Source organism: Clostridium carnis (assembly GCF_054657435.1).
Genome location: NZ_BAAHYS010000001.1, coordinates 1,237,963 through 1,258,787 on the forward strand (window position 1 = coordinate 1,237,963; position 20,825 = coordinate 1,258,787).

A 20,825-nucleotide genomic window follows, 5' to 3' on the forward strand; every position below is an offset into this window, starting at 1 on the left:
TAATTTTGCAAAGGGATTTTTTATATTATTTATTATTAATTATCTTCACTCATAAAGTTTTCTCCAATACTCTTAACCTTTATAAGTGTTTCGATCATCTCTTGAATACTTTCTGTAAATTCCTCTATATTTTGATTAACTTGTTGTGATGATGCTGCATTTTCCACAGCTATCTCAGCTAATGCATCAATAGTTCTAAACATCTCTTTAACCGAATCAACCTCACTATTTAAATGCTTAATAGACTTATTAGTTTCATCTGAGACTACACTAATAGAAGTGTTTGCTTCATAGCTTATTTCTCTTACTTTTTCTAAATTTTTAGTTTCACTTTCTAATATTGTATATTGATTATCTATACTGTTAACTAATATATTTATTTCTTCTGCAAAGAATAAAAGATTACTATTAATATCTTGTACAGCCTGTTGGGATTGTTCAGCTAATTTTCTTACTTCCTCTGCAACAACTGCAAATCCCTTTCCTTGATCCCCAGCTCTAGCTGCTTCTATAGAAGCATTCAATGCTAATAAATTAGTTTGATCTGCTATTCCTGAAACTAATGAGACTATTTGGGTAATATCATTTGCTTTACTTTGAAGACTACTTCCTCTATCTTTAACTTGCATAAATGACTTTAATGATTCTTTTATAGCATTACTAGAATTATCAAGATTATTATAACTCTCATTTATCTTTTCTACTGATTTTTGAAGTTCCTTTTTATTATTATCCTCTGAGTTAACAAGTTTTTGTAATGCTATAATATTATCATTTGTTTTTGATACTAAGTTTTCAGTACTTTCTTCTTGCTTATTAGCTAACTTCGATACTTGTTCAGAATACCTTGCTATCTCTTCAGTTGTTCTCTTCATTCTTTCCGTTATATTATACATAGCCTGTGTAAAGACAGCTATTTCATTTATGGCAAGTTTAGATGACGTTACATCTTTTCTTATGTTTTCTTTAAGAGTAGAAATACCCGAATATATTTCTTGGAAGCTATCATTTGTAGAAATAATTTTATCTATATTCTCTATATCTTGTTCATTTTTAAGGGTTTCACTTATATCTTTTAATGGTTTTATTAACAATGATGATATTATATAAGTTATTACAGCTGTTACTCCACCTATTATTAACCCTTTAGTTAATCCTGATAATATTATTCCTACAATAGTCATAACAAATGTAGTTGGTATAGCAGTTTTTATAGCTATACTCCTTACTCCAATAACAGATAACATTTTGCTAAATCTATAATGTTTCTTCTTATGAATCTTATTGCTAAATTCTATCTTTACTTTTAACTCTCCCTTACCCTTAAGAACTTCTAAAATTTTTATTTCTTCTTTAAAATGCTTTGCACTACCATTTACTAAGCCTAAAAAATAATCAAACAACTCCCTATCTGATCTATAAGTAAAATATATCGTATTTTCTGATATAGGTTCTATCATAAGCTTTGGCGGTTTAGCACCCTTTATTTTTTTCACTATTATAGCATGTACAAAATTTAATGAATTTAAAAATCTAAATAAATTAACATTTCTAAAAAATACAGGATAATCCTCTGAAAAAGCTTTTATATTATTCTCACCTATTATCCTCCATAGTTCTGAATTACTTATACCAATTTTATTTGAAATATTTTTTATAAACTTAAAAATTTTATCATCATTTACATCCTCAAGAGGTGTAAAAACTATATTTTCAGACCATTCCACTGATCTAAGACATTCATTTACTACTTTATCTCCGTATAAATTTCTACATGTTCTTATCCATGTAGATACTACAGTACCTTTCATTGCTTTCCTCCCATAATTTTCTTATATCAAGTCTAATTATATACCAACTTTCGTTTATATCAAGCAAAAAAATTAACTGTTTGTTTACAATTTGCATTTTTGTTATGAAAGGATATTTTATTATATTACTAAAGCAAAAAAATCCATGATTACTAAGAAATTCTCACTATAATCATGGATTTTTTTATTTCTTTATCTAATAGTTATACCTGTGTCTAATTTTCTATGTTCTGAAAGTATTAAAGTTTTATTGTAAATATTTGTTATTTCAATATTAGGATTAGAGTTTAATACAATATCGTAATTTCCACTTGCTAAATCAGTAGGAATTTTACCTTTAAATATAAAATTTTTAGAATTATCATTTTGAATTAAAGTTAAATTCACCATAGTATTCCCTATACTTAAATTTACGCTTCTATCTCCCATAATACTTACCACTTGATCAAAACTTATTTCAAGGTTTATATCATCACCTGGAAGATACATATTATCCTTATTAGTTAATTTTACTGATTCAACCTTAGCCGCTGAAGCATTTTCCTCTGGATTATACTTTATATATTCTTGATTCATTTCAATATAAGACATTTCCTTTGTATCTGTACCTTCATAAAATAATCCTATGTTACCGTTAGATAGTTCTGTTAAGCATGAATATGCAAAATATCCTGGCTTAACCAATTTTTTATATTTCCAATCAATACTATATTTAGGTTGTCCATTTTTATATGCACCACTTTCTGTAATAAGCCCTATTTTTACAGTTCCATTTGATCTACTATTAGCATCTGGATTGGAGAAAATTATAGCATCTTTTCCATCTACCTTTTGATTATAATTTATAACACTTAATTGACAATATGGCTCTCTTAAATCCTTATATTCTTCTACCACTTCATCCCAAGTCGCTCCTCCATCAAAACTTGTTGCAACCTTAACAAAGTTAACACCTGGACTCCTCATAAATAACTTTAATTGTCCATTAGGCATTTCTACAACTTGTGATTCTGTTAATTCATAACTTGAATTAGTAATAGTTTGTGAATTTAATATATTTCCATTACCTACGTTTCTTCCATCATTAGGTGATTCACTTAGATTCCAACTCTTTCCGTGGTTATCACTATATATAACTGCACTAGATTGCTTTGAGTTTACGTTGGTATAATAAATAGGGAATACTAATCTTCCTTTGTGATTTCCATTTTTTATTTGTATCCCCCTACCTGGTCCTGTTCCCATAAACTTCATCCAATCTTGTTTTGTTTCCTTATTTAAATCAATAGGCTTACTCCACGTCTTTCCATCATCTTTACTTGAAATCATACTTATATAACTTGTTCCAAAAGCTTTTAAGGGAGCATCCTTCCCTTTTATATTTCCTAAATTTATTCCATTTTCTATAAGATTCTCATTTTTATCTACTAAATAATTTGTAGCTTCTCCTTTTGAATTATATACTACTCCGCCATCTCTTACTGTATATTCATTTCCGTAAGAATCATTCAATATATGATATCTTTTATCCTCTATTGTTTTATATCCTGACCCTTGCTTTGCTTGCCATGTTCCATATCCATTTGGAAAATGAGTTACTATTAAAAATATCTCCCCAGTTTCACTATCTTGTAATAGACTAGTATCAATAGCAGAAGCTGCATCTGGATAATCTAATAGTATTCTGCCTTCTCCCCATGTCTTTCCACCATCCTCACTTCTTCTTATAGCCGTATCTATATTATTAGGTGAATCATGTCCACCACCTTTTCTGGCATCTATAGTTGCTAAAACTGTTCCATTCTTTGTTGTATATAGCGCTGGTATCCTATAATTACCTGACCCTAAAAATCCTGGATAGAATATATTTTGTGGCTCCGTTTTGATTACTCCTTCTGGTAATACATCTCCATCTTTTGGCTTGTTTGTTTCTCCTGTTATTTTTAAAATATAATCATCAGATAATGGTTCAGAATATACATTTAAAAAATCTATATCACCTTTAAATAAATATTCATTTCCCGTAAATCTATCAGCCTTTCCAATAAAAGCACTATTTACTCCATTAATATCTGATATAAATTTTGCATTACTATCCTTCTTGTCTTTAACTAGTGTTCCATTATAATATAACTTATAGCCTACTCCCCTTATAACCTTTAGTGCAACAGTATTAATACCCTCATTAAGTAAAACATCTGCATATTCATGTGCTATATTTTCAGTACCAGTGCTAGTATTTCCTTCTTTAACTTGGTTTCTAAGTTCAAAACCAATCCTTGAATCGTTTACATAAAACGAAAAATAACCATTGTTAGTTTTATTGTTACTTATTCCCAATAATGTTTGTAAACCTTTTCCATTGTTCTTAAATCTTATTATTATAGTTCCTTCATTTAAACCTTTTAAGCTATTGACATCTTTGCTAATATCAAATTTTTCTTCTTCAGTTATTCTTATATTCCCGTAACCAGCTATATTTTTTGTTTCTTCTAAGTTATTATTTCCCTGAGTCAATGATATCTGTGTACTTAAGTTTTCATCAAGATTAATTGCTCTTATTACAGTTTCACCTCCTAAGCTCGAAATGATTGTTCCTGCAATAGCAATAGCTATTATTTTTTTTGCATTCATAAAATCTCTCCTTTATTTAAATATTTAAAACTAGTTTTGTTAATTTAAGTAAAATTAAGATATTTCTTCCTGTAAATTTATTATAACATACTTTTAAATTTTTTGTTAATAGTTTTAATATTTATTATTATTATATTAAATTATTTTTAAAATATAAAAAGATAGAATTTTAGTAATATACTAATAAACTCTATCTTTTATATTTGCTATTTTTATAAATCATCTAAATAATTAAATTTTGGAACACTAACATCATAGTAATTGTCAAATGACCTAGGTGGTATAAATATTCTATCTACACTTCTTAAGTTACCTCTTAATTCTGCTATTCTTGTAACCCCTACATAAACATCTGATATTTTATACCAAGTAGCATAATCAACTATTCCTGTTTGAGGAAGATTAAACACTCCTTGGAATACTTTAACAGCTTCTTGAGTTCTTGGCCCATAAATTCCATCTAATGCACTCTTTGGAATTAAAGGATAATTTTTAGCTATTCTATTTAAATACTCCTGTACAACTTTAACTTCATTTCCTGTAGATCCTAATACCAAATCATAACCTGGATATGATTTAGGTGAACCTTTAACTTCCTCCGCTGTAACTAATTCTATATCACTTCCATAAAAATGAGTTAATATTTCATATGGGGTTTTTCCTTGATCTCCTAAATATTTACTTCCCCATTGGGTCATCCACTCTGGACATGATACATTTTTACCATCACAATATTGAGTTAATAATGGTTGCTTTCTACCTATACGCCTTACATAAGTTGAGAAAATATCATCTACGACAGCACTAATACTTTCAAATATATTTCTTCCATAGTTAAAAGCATGATCATATGCAGTAGAATTAGTTATATTAAAGTTTTTTCCTTTTCCCCTATACCATTCTGTATAAATTCTATTTAATGTAAATGAAATAATTGCATATACATTTGCTCTAATTGTATTTTCTGACCAAGTAGAATATATTTCACATGAAGCTACATTTTTTACATAGTCTTTATATAGCACCTTATAATTCGGTGCTGATGTATTATTAGGTCCACCTGCATGAACTACTATAAACTCTGGCACTACTGGTTTTGGTAAAACAACACCACTTGTTGGTGGTGGTAATGGTTTATCAACCTCTTCTGGTATTTTTTCTGGATAGTTTCCATTTAGAACATTTGGATTGATATCTATAACTTCTGCTCTAAAGCTTCTATTTATTATTTCTGCTAAGTTGCATGTTTGAATTGCTGTTTCATCGGGGAAAACTTGACACTTATTTATAATTAAACTTTCAAATCCATCTCTCTCAATACTTAAATCATATAAACTATATGGAACTTTTCCTATTGGCTCTTGAGAATACTCAAGTGGAGGTGCATCTAATTCGATTGTTTGAGATTCCCCCATCGAATTAGTATTTAGTGTTATTTCTTGACGACCTCCTTCTTGACCTACTGATGGTTTAATTACTACTTTAGCTCCATCTATTGGTATATAGGTATCTCCACTAAAACATTGAATTTTTAGACGACCTTTTTCAGCCATAACTTACTCCTTTTATATTTTTCCTCCAATTATTATATGCATCTATATATAATAATGTTCTTATTATAAATCAGTTGGCTTTCTTATAAATAATCCATTAAACTCAAACTCATCATATAAACTATTTTCCTTATTTCTAAATAAAGAACCTCTTATTGCATCAAATACCCCTTTAATATCTAGAATTCCATATCCCCACTCCTTATTTGGATATCTATCACCAGCTCTCATTCTTGCTCCACCAATTATATAAGTTCTAATCTTTGTAGCATATAAAGATTCATCATTTTTATCTATCATTCCCCATTGTAATATTAATGCACAGCAACCCGCTAAAATAGCAGTTGCTACAGATGAACCACTTGCAACTGCTGTTCCCCCACCAGGTTTAATAACTAATGCATTTATCCCACCAGCTGCTATATCAGGCTTTACTCTATTATCCCTTGTAAATCCTCTTCCTGATTGTCCAACTGTTGAATTATTATTTTGATTATAAAAAGCAGCAGCTATTCCTGTATTAGATGTTGATGGAATTCCTAATGTAGTATACTGGCTTGGATTTAAAAATTTAGTTTCACTATCAATCAAACTTCTTTGTGGCAACCAACTCCAATATCGTCCATCAACTATATGATCACCATATAATATAAATTTCCAAATTCCCTCTTTTAAATCACGACATTCTATATTTATTACTTCATCTCCAGTAATAATATCTGGATAAACATATGATATTCTTATATTGGTTTTCTCATATAAAAACTTTACATTCTCTACTTTTCCAAGTCTAATAGGTATTCGTTCTATAACTTCTCCTGATGGAGATACTACTCCTATTGAAACCCTATCTGGCTGAGCTATAAATATTTGAAAGTTAATATTTTTTTGGCCTTTTCCTACCTTTAACTCTAAGCTTTTAGCCTCTCCTGTTATTTCTAATTTACCTTCTGTATGGGTATCTGTATCTCCTTGATTTCCAACCCCAGTAACACATACAATACCTAATTGTTTACTAATCTCATCTATATAAACTTCTATTACAGAAGATCCATCATGGCCTCCTATATTAGTTGATAATGGTAACAATATAACCATAGGTTTTTTTATTTTTTTTATTAATCGCGATAAATATCTAAGTCCTAACAATACATCTACTGTTGTATATCTTCCCTTCCCAATTTTTGTTACTCCTGCATAATCTAAAATAACTTCTGGAGCTTCCTTTAACTTAACAATTGCAAGATCACAATCTGGTGCTACTCCAATTAAATTAGGATTTTTACCATTTGCTCCTGCTAATCCTGCAATCATAGTTCCATGACCAATTTCATCCTTTGATGGAACTATAGTATACGGATCTCCACCAGTTTTTTTTAATTTTATAGCTTTATTTATCTCCTCATTACTATACTCTTTTCCGAAATCAACTCCATCTACATTAGCTTCTCCATTTATACTTTGATCCCATATACTTATTACTCTACTTGTGTCATCCTCTCTTATAAACTCTTGATTTAAATAATCTATACCCGTATCTAAAATACCTATAACTACACCTTTTCCACTAAGATTTAAAAATGAATTATTATGGAATGAAACACCTTCAATAGCTTCTAATGGTGATATTTCTGATAATGTATATATTACTGGTATTTCTATAGTTATAATTTCCTTAACATAAGGCTCAACTTCATTAATCCTATTAAACTGTATCCTTACTATTGCAAAATTATTTTTAAAGTCAATAACGGATGCACCTTGTATTTTGCTTATGTCATTTAAACTTTCATTATCCGTATATTCAACTATAAACCCAACCTTTTCCGTTGATTCCTTATATTTATCAATAATATCTTGATTTATATATCTCATTCCATTTTTTTTATTTTTTAATATTGCCTCTTTATCTATAACTTCTCTACTTCTTATATTAGTAGCTATTCCTAATGTTCTTATAATTTCTTCTAATGTATTATATAAACATATTTCCCCATAGCCCCAACTTGGATCTGGATATTTAATATCTGTTCTACTTCTTTTTGCTCCCTTTATTAAGTGATATTTTAATCTTTCCCCATAAAGATAAGGATCATTTCCTCTTATTATTCCCCATTCCATAAGCAATGCTGCAATTCCAGCTACATGAGGAGTTGCCATTGATGTTCCAGTTTTAGAGTCAAAACTATTATTGGGAGCTGCTGATATTACCTCTACTCCTGGTGCAACTAAATCTGGCTTAGGAGTTTCAAATATTACTGGCTTTCCTCTACCACTAAAAGGGGAAATATTGTTAGTATTATAATTATAACATCCTACAGATATGATATTAAAAACCGTAGCAGGTATCCCTAATGTATTTAAAACCGTTGGTTGTAAAAATTTAGTTTTTGTATTTAACCCTTCAGATATTGGCAACCACATATTAAATAAACCTGTATATTTATTAGTAACAATCAATATAATATCCCATTGTCCTGATGAAATATATTTATTATTTGAACTTAAAGATATTACAACCTCTCCATTTATATCAAATGGTTTTGCACCAGTTGAGTATATTTGATACTTATCTACTCCTATATTTCCTTCTTTATATCCCTCTCTAATATCAATATCCCCACTACTTACTCCTGTTGGACTAATTATTCTAAGGGTTATTTCTGGTAATAAATCCTTATATAAATTTATTATTATTCCATTCTCATCTCCTGAAACATTCAATGATACCTTTTGTTCTCTCAACAATTCTCCACCAATATGATGTGAAGCTTCCCCTTCATTTCCTGCTGCTATTGATATTGTTATTTGCTCTAAAGTCGCAACTGTAGAAATATATTTTTCTAATAGACTTGTACCATTATGTGCTCCATCATTAGTACTTAAACTTATGTTTACAGACAATGGCATTTTTAACTCTTTACTTTTATCAATTAAAAATTTAAGCCCCCTCATTATATTTGTACTTAGTGCAAATTTTCCCCTTGTGCACTTTACCATTGCTATTGAACTTCTTGGTGCAACCCCATAAAAATCGGGATTTATTCTCCCACCTGCACATGCTATTCCAGCAACATGTGTTCCATGCTCTGATACATCATATGAACTTACAATTGAATATGGATCTGAAGACTTTAAAGCTTCATTAATCATATCTTTGTTATAAATCTTTCCCCCTTCACTTATGTCATATATATATTCAATTCTAGTTGTTCCATCTTCATTTCTAAAAGCATAGTGCGTATAGTCTATCCCTGAGTCAATAAATCCTATTAATACTCCTTCACCTTCAATTCCAAAAGTTCTCCTAGCTACATCAACACAAGCTGCTCTATTACTATTTATATCTGTTGTATATAAACTTTTGGGTAATTCTATATATTGTATAGATGTATTTGCCGCTAATTGTTGTATTTTATTAATAGGAATGTTAACTATACCAAAATTATATCCTAGGTTTTCATATTTCCCGCCTAAGTTATCCACAAATTCCGTAATATTATCCACATTATCCCCAGAAATAATAATAACTTCTATATTTCCTGATTGATTTAAGGCACCTTGATTTATTCCTAATTTATTTAAAATTAATTTTGGAAAATTTTGAACAAGCCCTAATTCACCATCGAATTTATTACTAGTCATATTTTCTATTTTAACCACCTCACATATTACTTTAGTTATTAGTATATGTATAAATTGTTAAAATTGAGTATTCTATCTTGTAAATTTTAAGCTTTAATAAAAATAAGTACTGACCTTTTAAATCAGTACTTATTTTTATTAAAGCTATTTTTTATAAATTTATTTCTATTCTTTCTAATTTTGCAATTATCTCTACTTCTTTAAGCTCCATAGTTTCAGTTAATAAACTTCCTCCATTACTTACAAGCAGTATTTTAGAGTTTCCTAAACTTTTCATTTGTCTTATAGCTGTTTTATCCTTATATTTAACAAGGAAAATTCCATTATTAGTACCTTCCTTAACTAAATGCCCAAACACTAAATCACCTTTTAACATTCTAAATCCTGACATTTCATCATTCTGTACTTCTATATAAAATACTTTATCTTGAGGAAATCCTTCAACTTTATTTGAATGTATAGGTAATTCCTTAAAGCCCTTTTGTTTTTTTAATTCATAATCAAATATAGGAACATTTTTAAGAACTGATGAAAAAGCACTAGTCCATACCTCATCTTGTTCGTTTTTAACCTTTGCAGATTTATTTGAAGTTACTTGCTTACTTACAAAGTTCTTTCTTTCTTCCATTAGTGCTTCATCGGTAACTACCATACTAATATCATTTAAATCTGCTTTTAATATTTTAGCCGCCTTATCAATAAATGACTCTTGTGCAACCTTTCTTCCTAGTTCAACTTCATTAATATATTTTTCTGCAACACCTAATTTCTTAGCTAAAGCCTTTTGAGTTATTCCGCTTTTAAGTCTTGCTTCCTTAATTTTCTCCCCGACTCTACTCACAATATTATCTTCCCTTCTGCTGTTTTAAATACCATTCTCTTTCTTCCACTAGATGTTCAATTAAATAATTGAAACTCCATTCGCTAGATGTAGGAGTAACAACTGCTAAAATCCCACCCTTTATGTTTTTTCTTAAATTTTTAATTAGTGCTTGTAATTCTATGTCTGTGAAGTTATTAAATAAAATAACCTTCTCCTTAATTGGACTTTCGTTAATGGTTTGAAATTTTAATCCATCTAGTATATCTTTTATTTTCATCTCTACCATTTCAGGTTTTATTTCTATTACTTTAATATTTTCTTCCTTAAGTGCTTTAAGTTCGTTCTCTGGAAGTCTATAAACTAAGATACACTTATTATTATCAAGCATTTATTTCACTCCTAAATTAATCTTCAATTATTTCTGGCTCTTCATATTTTTCGCCAAAAGTATCTACTGTCATACTCTTGATTCTTTGATCTTCATATGGCTTATCATTATAATCCCTCTTAGTATTAACTATTTCATCAGCTATTTCCATACCTTCTATAACCTTACCAAATGAAGCATATTGTCCATCTAGATGTGGTGAATCTTGAACCATTATAAAGAATTGGCTTCCTGCTGAATCTGGTATCATTGTTCTAGCCATTGATAAAACACCTCTTGTGTGCTTTAAATCATTTTTAAATCTATTTCTTGTAAACTCTCCCTTTATGCTATAACCAGGACCACCCATACCTGTTCCATCTGGACATCCCCCTTGAATCATAAAGCCTGGGATTACTCTGTGAAATATTATTCCATCATAATATCCTCTATTTATTAAATCAATGAAATTTCTAACTGTATTTGGAGCTACTTCTGGATATAATTCAGCTTTTATAACTCCTCCATTTTCCATATTTATAGTTACTATTGGATTTTTCATAGTAAATTCTCCTTTCAAAACATTTATTAATTATTATTATCATATTTAATAATATGAATTCAATAAATTATTACTTTATGGTAATTATATCTTATTTAACAAAAAAAGCATAGATTTCTCTATGCTTTATTGGAATGTAGTACCTAATACTACTCTTGAATAATCGCTATAATTTGATAAATTTTTAACATAAATTTGTTTAAAAATATACTCTCTTCCAAATTTATATATTAAATCAGTAAATAATACATTTAAAAATGTTGATGGTATTCTTTGAAATCCAGAAAAATCTAATGTTACTCCCACATCTAAATTATTTCTTATTATTTCTCTTAAAAGAATTGCATCCTCTATTTCTATATTTTCCCCTAAAATTTCTTTTACTTTTATATCCATAATAAAACCCCCAAATAAATTTTCACCTTTGAATTTTCAGAAAATTCTCTCTTTAATAATAATATAGCAACTTCTTTATTTTTTGTCAATGATTTAACAAATAAATTTATTTTTTATTATAAAAAATGAGACACACATATCTGTATATCTCATTAATACTTATATTACTCTATTTCTAATAGTCTTTTACTTAAATCTATACATTCTTTTTTCTCTGAAGAATTAAATATTTGTATAGTTCCTTTTTTAGATGAGTTGGTTAAAAGATTTTTTTCATTTAATCTTCTTTTTAACTCCTTTGCAGTTCCATACCCACCATCAATTATATACACATTTTCTCCTACAACCTTTAATAATGTATTTTTTACAAAAGGATAATGTGTGCATCCTAAAACAATTGATGCAATATCCTCATCATTATTATATGTAGTTATTTTTTGAAATAAATACCTTTCTAATTCTTCACCTTCTAGAATCCCCTGTTCTATATACTCCATTAATCCCGCACAAGGTACTGGAATTATTTTAGATCTATTCTTATATTTTTCCATTAATCTATTAAATTTGGATTCTTTTAATGTCATAGGCGTAGCCATAATTAATATATTTCCATCTTTATTTAACTCTACAGCTGGTTTTAAAGCTGGTTCTATTCCTACTAATGGAACCTCCGGATAAACTCTTCTTAACTCAGCTACTGCTGCACTTGTTGCTGTATTACAAGCAATAGCGATTCCCTTTACGCCCTTATTAAGTAAAAATTCAACTGCACTAAAAGTCAGATCCCTTACTTCTTTTACACTTTTAACTCCATATGGCGCATTTTTAGAATCTCCAAAATATATATAGTTTTCATTAGGCATAACTTTTATGGCCTCTTTCATTACACTAAGACCACCCACCCCTGAATCAAAAAAACCTATTGGCATACTTCTCTTGTCCAAGCAATCTCACTCCACTTTCTTTAATCCTATATTTATTTTATACCTTTATGACATATAAATCTACAAATTTTCAAATGATATATTTTTATAATCTAATAAAAAAGGTATTTATAATATATGAAATTCTATAAAGCTAATAGATTATTTGTGTTATCCATAATAAATAACATTAAAATCTAAAGAGAATATTTTATTTAATCATATGTAATTAATTTTATTAATTAAGTTATATTTTTAGTGTAAATAAAAAAACTAAAACCGTAAATTTGCATTTATATATTCGGAATATATCTATATATTTTATTTTTATATTTTGTAACTTAGTCATAATAATAGTTTAAAATTTTCAATGATAAAACCCGCTCTGTTCTAGATGTCTAGAGCACTTTAAATATTTTTCATATTTTTCTTTTTTTAACAATAAACTTATTGACATCATAAACTCTATATAATAGAATTTCTTTATATATTAAATAAATGCCGAATATTATTTGTTTTATTTAATTTTTTATTCGATTTTAGATGGAAAGGATGTGACTATTTTCTTACAAATATTTGTAAGAAAGATACTTATGAGCAACTTAATTTTTACAATTCCAAAAAACAATCATAATAAAGAGGACCTATTTGAAATTTTTAATAATCATCCAGAAATAAAGTTTGTTTCTATAGTTGGAATAGACCTATCAGGTAACGATACTGACGAAAAAATACCTGTAAAATTATTTTTAGATGACATTGATTCATTTCTAAATGGTGTTGCTATCCAGACAGATGGTTCTTCAGTTGTACTACCAGGAATCGCTACACTTAATGATGCAAAAGTTGATATGGTTACTGATCTTAATGTTAATTGGTTTGTTGACTATAACTTTGATCATATTGATCCTATATCTAATAAACCTATAGGAACTTTAAGAATTCCTTCCTTCTTAATACACAATAATACACCTGTATGTTCTAGAAACATTTTAACTTCAGCTATAAAAACATTTAAAGAAACTCTTTTAAATATCTTCAAAAATAAACCTGAAACTCTAACTCCATTTGGAATAACATTTGATGAAATTGATGAATTAGTTATAACTTCTGCAACTGAACTTGAATTTTGGGTTAAAACTCCAAATGAAAAAGCTCAAATAGAAGAATTATCAACTTCTCAAGTTTTACAAGAACAATACTGGACTAGAACTAAAGGTACTGTAAGAACTGCTTTAGAAGAAACTCTAATGTTAATGGAAGCATACGGATTTGAGCCAGAAATGGGACATAAAGAAGTTGGTGGTGTTAAATCACAACTTGATATTAATGGACAATTTACTCATATTATGGAGCAAATAGAAATTGACTGGAAATATTCAGATGCTATTCAAGCTGCTGATAATGAAATATTTATAAAAATACTTGCTCAAGAAACCTTTAGAAGACATGGACTTGATGTATCATTTATGGCAAAACCAATAGATGGTGTTGCAGGTTCTGGAATGCATACTCATGTAGGTGTAAGCTTAAAACTTAAAAATGGCAAAAGAATTAACTTATTTAATGCTACAAAAGAAGATTTCCTAAGCTGCATAGGTTATGGAGCAATAATGGGAGCACTTAAAAATTATGAAATAATGAATCCATTTATTTCATCAACTAATAATGCTTTAAAAAGATTAAAACCTGGATTTGAAGCTCCAATATGTATAGTAACATCACTTGGTTTAAGCCCGGATAATCCTTCAAGAAATAGAACAATATTAATGGGACTAATTAGAGATCTTAACAATCCGTTAGCTACAAGATTTGAGCTTAGATCTCCAAACCCACACTCAAATATATATTTAGTTATTGCTGTTACTTATATGGCAATGCTTGATGGAATTATTTATGCTTTAGAAAATAATAAAACTGAAGAAGATTTACTAGCTGAATTATCTAAAAAAGCTGGTGAGCCTGCAGATTATTTAGAAAAAGACAGAGCATATAGAAGTGAAAAAGATGTATTTGAAGATTTTACTGAAGAAGAAAGAAATAGCTTCTTTGGAAAAGCTCCAGCAACTATCTATGAAAATTTATTACAACTAGAAAACAACCCTGAAAAATTAAATGTATTAAAGAAAAATAATGTTATTACCGATTCTTTAATTAATAGTTTTAAACTTGCAGTTACTCAAAGATGGACAACAGATATATCTCATAGAATTATTTCAAACTTTACAAATGAAATAAGAAGTTATAAAAAATTACATGGTAATAACGCACTTGATTTAGATGTTTCAAACTGGATGAGAATAAATGATTTAAGACATTATATAATGAAAGATACTTATACTTCTAAATCACTATTTACACGTATAAAGGAAGCATTATCAAATGAAGACTTTGCCACAGCTTCAAATCTTTTCTTAGAATTAGATGATAAAATGAACCTATTAAGAGATCTTTACACTCATTATACAAAAAATTTATTAGATATATAATTAGATATATAAAATGATGAAAGCTAAACAAATCTATGTTTAGCTTTCTTTTATACTCCTGGTAAATACTATTATTATTACTAATTAAATGATATAATATAGTTAAATATGTAAATTTGGAGCGTACACTATGAGAAATATTCCACTTGAAAGCATTAGAGCTGGCTCGTATCTTGCTAAACCAATATATGATGTAGATGGTAGAATTTTATTAAACTCGGGTGCAATTATAACTACTAATATAATTAAAAGATTAAGAGATTTAAATGTTAACTCCGCTTATATTATTGATGGTTATAGTCATTTTGAAATTGAAGAAGTTATAAAGCCTTATCTTAGACTTAAAGCTATAAATTTATTAAAACAAACTTTTAGCAATTTAGATAGATTAGCTTCTATAAATCCGTCTTTCATAGATGATACAAATGTAAACGATGAAGACTTCTTAAAATCTATTCATCTATTAGCAGAAGACTTATTAAATAATATATTGTCAAATAAAAATATACTTTTTTCTCTAGTTGATATTAAAAGTATGGATTTTTATACATATGAACATTCTGTAAATGTAGCTATTTTATCTTTAGTACTTGGAATTAGCTTAAGATTAAATAAAGATGACTTATTAGCTTTATGTGTAGGATCATTATTACATGATATTGGGAAGGTTTTTATTCCAAAAGAGATAATAACAAAGGAAGGTCCACTTACACATGATGAATTTGAAATAATTAAAACCCATTCTATTAAAGGATATAATTACTTAAAAGAAAAGGATTCTATTTCATTAGACAGTAAAATGATAATTTTACAACATCACGAAAGAGTTAACGGACTAGGATATCCAGATGGATTATCAAATGATAAAATTAATAAATTTGCACGCATTGTTGCTATTTCAGATGTATATGATGCTTTAACCTCTGATAGATGCTACAGAAAAGCTATGTGTGCTAGCGATGCTTTAGAATATATAATGTGTCACGCAGGAACACTATTTGATTTTGATATGGTTAAAATATTCGCAAAAATAATAGTACCATTTCCATTAGGTACAATTGTGAAATTAAGTAATGGTGATACTGGAGTGGTTCAAGAAACAATTCCTAATTTTCCACTAAGACCTAATATAAAAATAATTAAAAGCTCATCTCAGTTTAAAGAGGGACATATCATTAGTTTAGTAAATGAATTATCATTAGTTATTTCTAGTGTTGAAAAAAATATTTGTTAGAATTTTAGGTGGAGTATATCTCTACCTTTTTTATATCCAAGCTGGTATATGTATTTGCTCTCTCTCTAATATATGTATATTATTTTCTATTAAGCTTGCTCTTTTTAGCATTCTATTTTTAAAGGAATTTCTATTTATAAGCTCTTCTGCTTCGCTTATACTATTTGCTTTAAATATAAAAGTCCAACCATCTTTGTTATATTTTCCTGTACATAATATATATTTTTCATTTTTACTTAAGTTAAGTTCTTTATCTATAATTAAACTTTTTAATTCTCCAATAGTTTTATAATTCACCTTTACAAAAATATCATTATTTCCTTTCATATTCTTCTCCTCCTGCCAAACATTTGTTCTTATATATACATATTATAAGAACAAACGTTCTATGTCAACATCTTTTTATTATTTTCAAAGGATTTTTCCAAGTTTTGTAGAATTATATTATAATAAATTATATTTTTAGAAAGGATTTATATATGATTAAACTTTTAAAAAACATTAAAATTCAAAACATATTAATAATTGTATTATTATTTTCAATTATATTGGTATTTACTATAGGACTTATACAACAAAAAGCTTCTGCAATAAATAACACTTCATCTAATGATACATATATACCTAAAAATAGTGATAATAAAAAAACACCTATAGAAAAGAAAAAAACTAATCCGTCAGATACTAAAACTGATTCTAATAAAAAAACAGATGAGAGCAATGATGATGATAAAACTCAGAAAAATGAAGACAATAATCCTTCTAATTCTCAGCCTGAAAATAATCAGTCAAATATAATTATAACTCCTAGTTATGAAGAAAATACTTCAAACAGTTCTTCAGGGTCTACTACAAATACTATTACACCGCCAAGTAACATTGAAGTAACACCACCGAGTAATAATGTACCAAGTCCTCCTCCAAGTAATAATGAAATACCAAAACCTAATCTACCTTCAACTAATGAAGGTAATAATCAAACTTCAGGGACAAATACTAATAATCCTAATATAAATGAATCTAATTCAAATGCAGGAACTCCACCGCCACCTGCACCTGATAATCAAGGAACTAATAACAATGCCCCTGCAGAAAATGAAAATAACAATCACCCACCAATTCATTAATAATTTAAAAAGGCAAGAAAAGATCTTAAAACTTTTCTTGCCTTTTAATTATTCTACTATATTAAATACTTCTAATTCTTTTTTATCTATTCCTGCTACTTTAACTTCTGCTATTGCCTTTAATGTATCTAATGCTGTAATTACACCAATATTTCTTTCTACCGCAGCTCTTCTTATTAAGAAGCCATCTCTCTTAGAATCATTTCCCTTTGTTGGTGTATTAACTACTAAGTCTACTTCTTTATTTTTAACAATATCTAATATATTTGGCGCTTCCTCATTAAGCTTTCTTACCTCTTCTGTATCTATTCCTGCGTCTCTTAGCAGTTTAGCAGTTCCAGATGTTGCTATAAATTTATATCCAACTTCTGATAACATTTTAGCTATTGGTAAAAACTCTTCTTTATCATGCTTATTAATTGTAGCTAGTATCTTACCCTTTTTATTTGATGGATACATACTACCACCTACAAAACCTTTATATAAAGCTTCCTTAACGCATCTTCCAACACCTAAAACTTCCCCTGTTGACTTCATTTCAGGTCCTAAAGATACTTCAACCTTAGGTAGCTTTTGAGTTGAGAATACAGGGACTTTAACTGAAACTAATTCAGGCTCTTTATAAATATCTATACCATATCCTAAATCTATTAACTTATGTCCAAGCATTACCTTTGTAGCTAAATCTACTATTGGAACTTTACTTACCTTACTTATATATGGAACTGTTCTTGAAGCTCTTGGATTAACTTCTATTATATAAAGTTGTCCTTCAAATTCTATAAATTGAATGTTTATCATTCCCTTAATTCCTATAGCTACTGCAAGTTTCTTAGTATAATCTAAAACTTTAGCCTTTATTTCATCACTTATATTTTGACTTGGATACATAGTTACTGAATCTCCAGAGTGAACCCCTGCCCTTTCTAAGTGTTCCATTATTCCTGGTATTAAAATATTTTCTCCGTCTGATATAGCATCTACTTCTATTTCTCTACCCATTAAATACTTATCTACTAATATAGGATTTTTTCTATCTTTTATAAAGGCATTCTTTAGATAGTAAGTTAACTCTTCTTCATCAAATGTTATTTCCATACCTTGACCACCAAGAACATATGAAGGTCTTACTAGTACTGGGAAACCTAATCTTCTTGCCTCTTCTAACCCCTCTTCTACAGTCCAAACACCTTTACCCTTTGGTCTATCTATTCCAAGTTCTTCAAGTAACTCATCAAACTTTTCTCTATCTTCAGCCATATCTATTTGATCTGCTGTTGTTCCTAAGGTTTTTATTCCTTTTTCCTTTAAGAAGTTAGCAAGTTTTATAGCTGTTTGACCACCAAATTGTAGTATAACTCCATATGGATTTTCTTTTTCAATTATGTTTAGAACATCTTCTTCTGTTAGTGGTTCGAAATATAGTTTATCTGATATATTAAAATCTGTACTTACTGTTTCTGGATTATTATTAACTATTATAGTTTCTATTCCCATTCTCTTTAATGCCATTACACAGTGAACTGATGCATAATCAAACTCTATACCTTGACCTATTCTAATAGGACCTGAGCCTATAACTATTACTTTTTTCTTATCTGATACCTCTACTTCATCATATTGTTCATAAGTTGAGTAATAATATGGTGATAAAGCTTCAAATTCGCCTCCACAAGTATCAACCATTTTATATGCTGGTTTTATGTTCCAAATACTTCTTAATCTATATATATCATCTGGTTTAACCTTTAACATATCTGCTATAGCTTTATCTGAGAATCCCTTTTTCTTTAGATGAAGAAGCCATTCCTTATCTAAATCTTCAATCTTACTTAGCTTTAATCTTGTTTCTTCTTCCACTATCCATTTAAACTTTTCTAAGAAGAATATATCTATTCCCGTTATTTTAGCAATGCTTTCTATTCTGTAGTCTCTTCTTATCATTTCTGCTAGTGCAAATAATCTTTCATCATCTGGCTTCATTACTATAGTTTTTAATTCTTGTATGCTAAGTTCTTTAAACTTTGGATGGTCTAATGAATATTTACCTATTTCTAAACTTCTAATCCCCTTAAGTAATGCTGATTCTAAATTAGCACCTATAGCCATTATTTCTCCAGTTGCCATCATTTTTGTTCCTAATGCTCTATCTGCAGTAAAGAACTTATCAAAAGGCCATTTTGGAATTTTAACAACTACATAATCTAATGTAGGCTCAAAACAAGCATATGTTTTTTGAGTAACTGCATTTTTAATTTCATCTAATCCATAGCCTAAAGATATTTTAGCTGCAAGCTTAGCTATTGGATATCCTGTAGCCTTTGACGCAAGAGCTGAACTTCTTGAAACTCTTGGATTTATTTCTATAACTGCATACTCAAATGAATTTGGATTTAATGCAAACTGTACGTTGCATCCACCTTCAATTCCTACTGCATTTATTATATTTATAGCAGATGTTCTAAGCATTTGATATTCTTTATCCGATAAAGTTTGTGATGGTGCTACTACAATACTATCTCCTGTATGTATTCCAACTGGATCTATGTTTTCCATATTACATACAGTTATGCAATTTCCATATGAGTCTCTCATTACCTCATACTCTACTTCTTTCCATCCCTTAACTGATTTTTCTAGAAGTACTTGACCTATAGTACTAAGCTGTAAACCTGAAGCTAAAATTTCTCTAAGCTCATCTTCACTTTCAGCTATTCCACCACCAGTTCCTCCTAATGTGTAAGCAGGTCTTACTATAACTGGATATCCAATTTTAGCTGCATAATCCATACCAGCTTCAAGATCCGTTATTATCTCACTTTGAATAACTGGTTCACTAATTCTGTTCATCATATTTCTAAATAGCTCTCTATCTTCACCTTCTTTAATAGATTGGATAGATGTACCTATTACTTTTACATTATACTTTTCTAATATTCCAGCTTCATCTAATTCTACTGCAAGATTAAGCCCTGTTTGACCACCCATTCCTGTAAGTAAACTATCAGGTCTTTCCTTTGCTATAACTTTTTCTAAAAATTCTATAGTTAATGGCTCTATATAAATCTTATCTGCTATTTCTGCATCAGTCATTATTGTTGCTGGATTAGAGTTCACTAAAACAACCTCTACCCCTTCTTCCTTTAATGCCTGACAAGCTTGAGTTCCTGAGTAATCAAATTCTGCTGCTTGACCTATTATAATTGGACCTGATCCTATAACTAAAACTTTTTTTATATCTTTATTTAATGGCATAACTTA

The 20,825-nt window shown here is 28.8% G+C and carries 14 protein-coding genes; 3 read left to right on the plus strand and 11 right to left on the minus strand.

Going from position 1 to position 20,825, the window contains the following annotated elements:
• Positions 1-35: 35 nt before the first annotated feature.
• The 9 genes from ACYQ1T_RS05730 to murI all read right to left on the minus strand — a co-directional run bounded on the left by ACYQ1T_RS05730 (position 36) and on the right by murI (position 12,735).
• Positions 36-1,811, minus strand: coding sequence for a heme NO-binding domain-containing protein (locus ACYQ1T_RS05730; protein WP_459832789.1), 1,776 nt, complete (start codon positions 1,809-1,811; stop codon positions 36-38).
• A 192-nt stretch (positions 1,812-2,003) separates the two neighbouring features.
• Positions 2,004-4,445, minus strand: a complete 2,442-nt coding sequence (locus ACYQ1T_RS05735; RefSeq protein WP_459832790.1) for a sialidase domain-containing protein — start codon at positions 4,443-4,445, stop codon at positions 2,004-2,006.
• A 212-nt stretch (positions 4,446-4,657) separates the two neighbouring features.
• Positions 4,658-5,998, minus strand: coding sequence for a peptidoglycan-binding domain-containing protein (locus tag ACYQ1T_RS05740; protein ID WP_459832791.1), 1,341 nt, complete (start codon positions 5,996-5,998; stop codon positions 4,658-4,660).
• Positions 5,999-6,061: 63 nt separating this feature from the next.
• Positions 6,062-9,643, minus strand: coding sequence for a S8 family serine peptidase (locus ACYQ1T_RS05745; protein ID WP_459832792.1), 3,582 nt, complete (start codon positions 9,641-9,643; stop codon positions 6,062-6,064).
• Between the two features lie 151 nt (positions 9,644-9,794).
• Positions 9,795-10,484: a helix-turn-helix domain-containing protein gene (locus tag ACYQ1T_RS05750; RefSeq protein WP_459832794.1), complete on the minus strand. Its 690-nt coding sequence runs from the start codon at positions 10,482-10,484 to the stop codon at positions 9,795-9,797.
• A 4-nt stretch (positions 10,485-10,488) separates the two neighbouring features.
• Positions 10,489-10,854 carry a DUF3783 domain-containing protein gene (locus ACYQ1T_RS05755; protein ID WP_459832796.1) on the minus strand — a complete coding sequence of 122 codons (366 nt, stop codon included), beginning with the start codon at positions 10,852-10,854 and terminating at the stop codon, positions 10,489-10,491.
• Positions 10,855-10,870: 16 nt separating this feature from the next.
• On the minus strand, positions 10,871-11,395 hold the full coding sequence (locus tag ACYQ1T_RS05760; protein ID WP_459832799.1) for a peptidylprolyl isomerase: 525 nt from the start codon (positions 11,393-11,395) through the stop codon (positions 10,871-10,873).
• A gap of 126 nt (positions 11,396-11,521) precedes the next feature.
• On the minus strand, positions 11,522-11,791 hold the full coding sequence (locus ACYQ1T_RS05765; RefSeq protein WP_459832802.1) for an STAS-like domain-containing protein: 270 nt from the start codon (positions 11,789-11,791) through the stop codon (positions 11,522-11,524).
• Between the two features lie 164 nt (positions 11,792-11,955).
• The gene (gene murI, locus ACYQ1T_RS05770) at positions 11,956-12,735 is read right to left on the minus strand and encodes a glutamate racemase (RefSeq protein ID WP_459832804.1); all 780 of its coding nucleotides are present in this window, start codon (positions 12,733-12,735) and stop codon (positions 11,956-11,958) included.
• A 572-nt stretch (positions 12,736-13,307) separates the two neighbouring features.
• Between murI and ACYQ1T_RS05775 the strand changes: the two genes are divergently transcribed.
• The gene (locus ACYQ1T_RS05775; protein ID WP_459832806.1) at positions 13,308-15,203 is read left to right on the plus strand and encodes a type I glutamate--ammonia ligase; all 1,896 of its coding nucleotides are present in this window, start codon (positions 13,308-13,310) and stop codon (positions 15,201-15,203) included.
• Between the two features lie 130 nt (positions 15,204-15,333).
• Positions 15,334-16,437 (plus strand): HD-GYP domain-containing protein, encoded by a 1,104-nt coding sequence (locus tag ACYQ1T_RS05780; protein WP_459832809.1) that lies wholly within the window; start codon positions 15,334-15,336, stop codon positions 16,435-16,437.
• A 30-nt stretch (positions 16,438-16,467) separates the two neighbouring features.
• Here ACYQ1T_RS05780 and ACYQ1T_RS05785 read toward each other — a convergent pair whose 3' ends face one another.
• Positions 16,468-16,764: a hypothetical protein gene (locus ACYQ1T_RS05785; protein WP_459832812.1), complete on the minus strand. Its 297-nt coding sequence runs from the start codon at positions 16,762-16,764 to the stop codon at positions 16,468-16,470.
• Positions 16,765-16,916: 152 nt separating this feature from the next.
• On the opposite strand from ACYQ1T_RS05785, the gene ACYQ1T_RS05790 reads away from it, so the two are divergent.
• Positions 16,917-17,564 (plus strand): hypothetical protein, encoded by a 648-nt coding sequence (locus ACYQ1T_RS05790; RefSeq protein WP_459832814.1) that lies wholly within the window; start codon positions 16,917-16,919, stop codon positions 17,562-17,564.
• A 48-nt stretch (positions 17,565-17,612) separates the two neighbouring features.
• On the opposite strand, the gene carB is transcribed toward ACYQ1T_RS05790, so the two are convergent.
• The gene (gene carB, locus ACYQ1T_RS05795; protein ID WP_459832817.1) at positions 17,613-20,819 is read right to left on the minus strand and encodes a carbamoyl-phosphate synthase large subunit; all 3,207 of its coding nucleotides are present in this window, start codon (positions 20,817-20,819) and stop codon (positions 17,613-17,615) included.
• Positions 20,820-20,825: the final 6 nt, after the last annotated feature.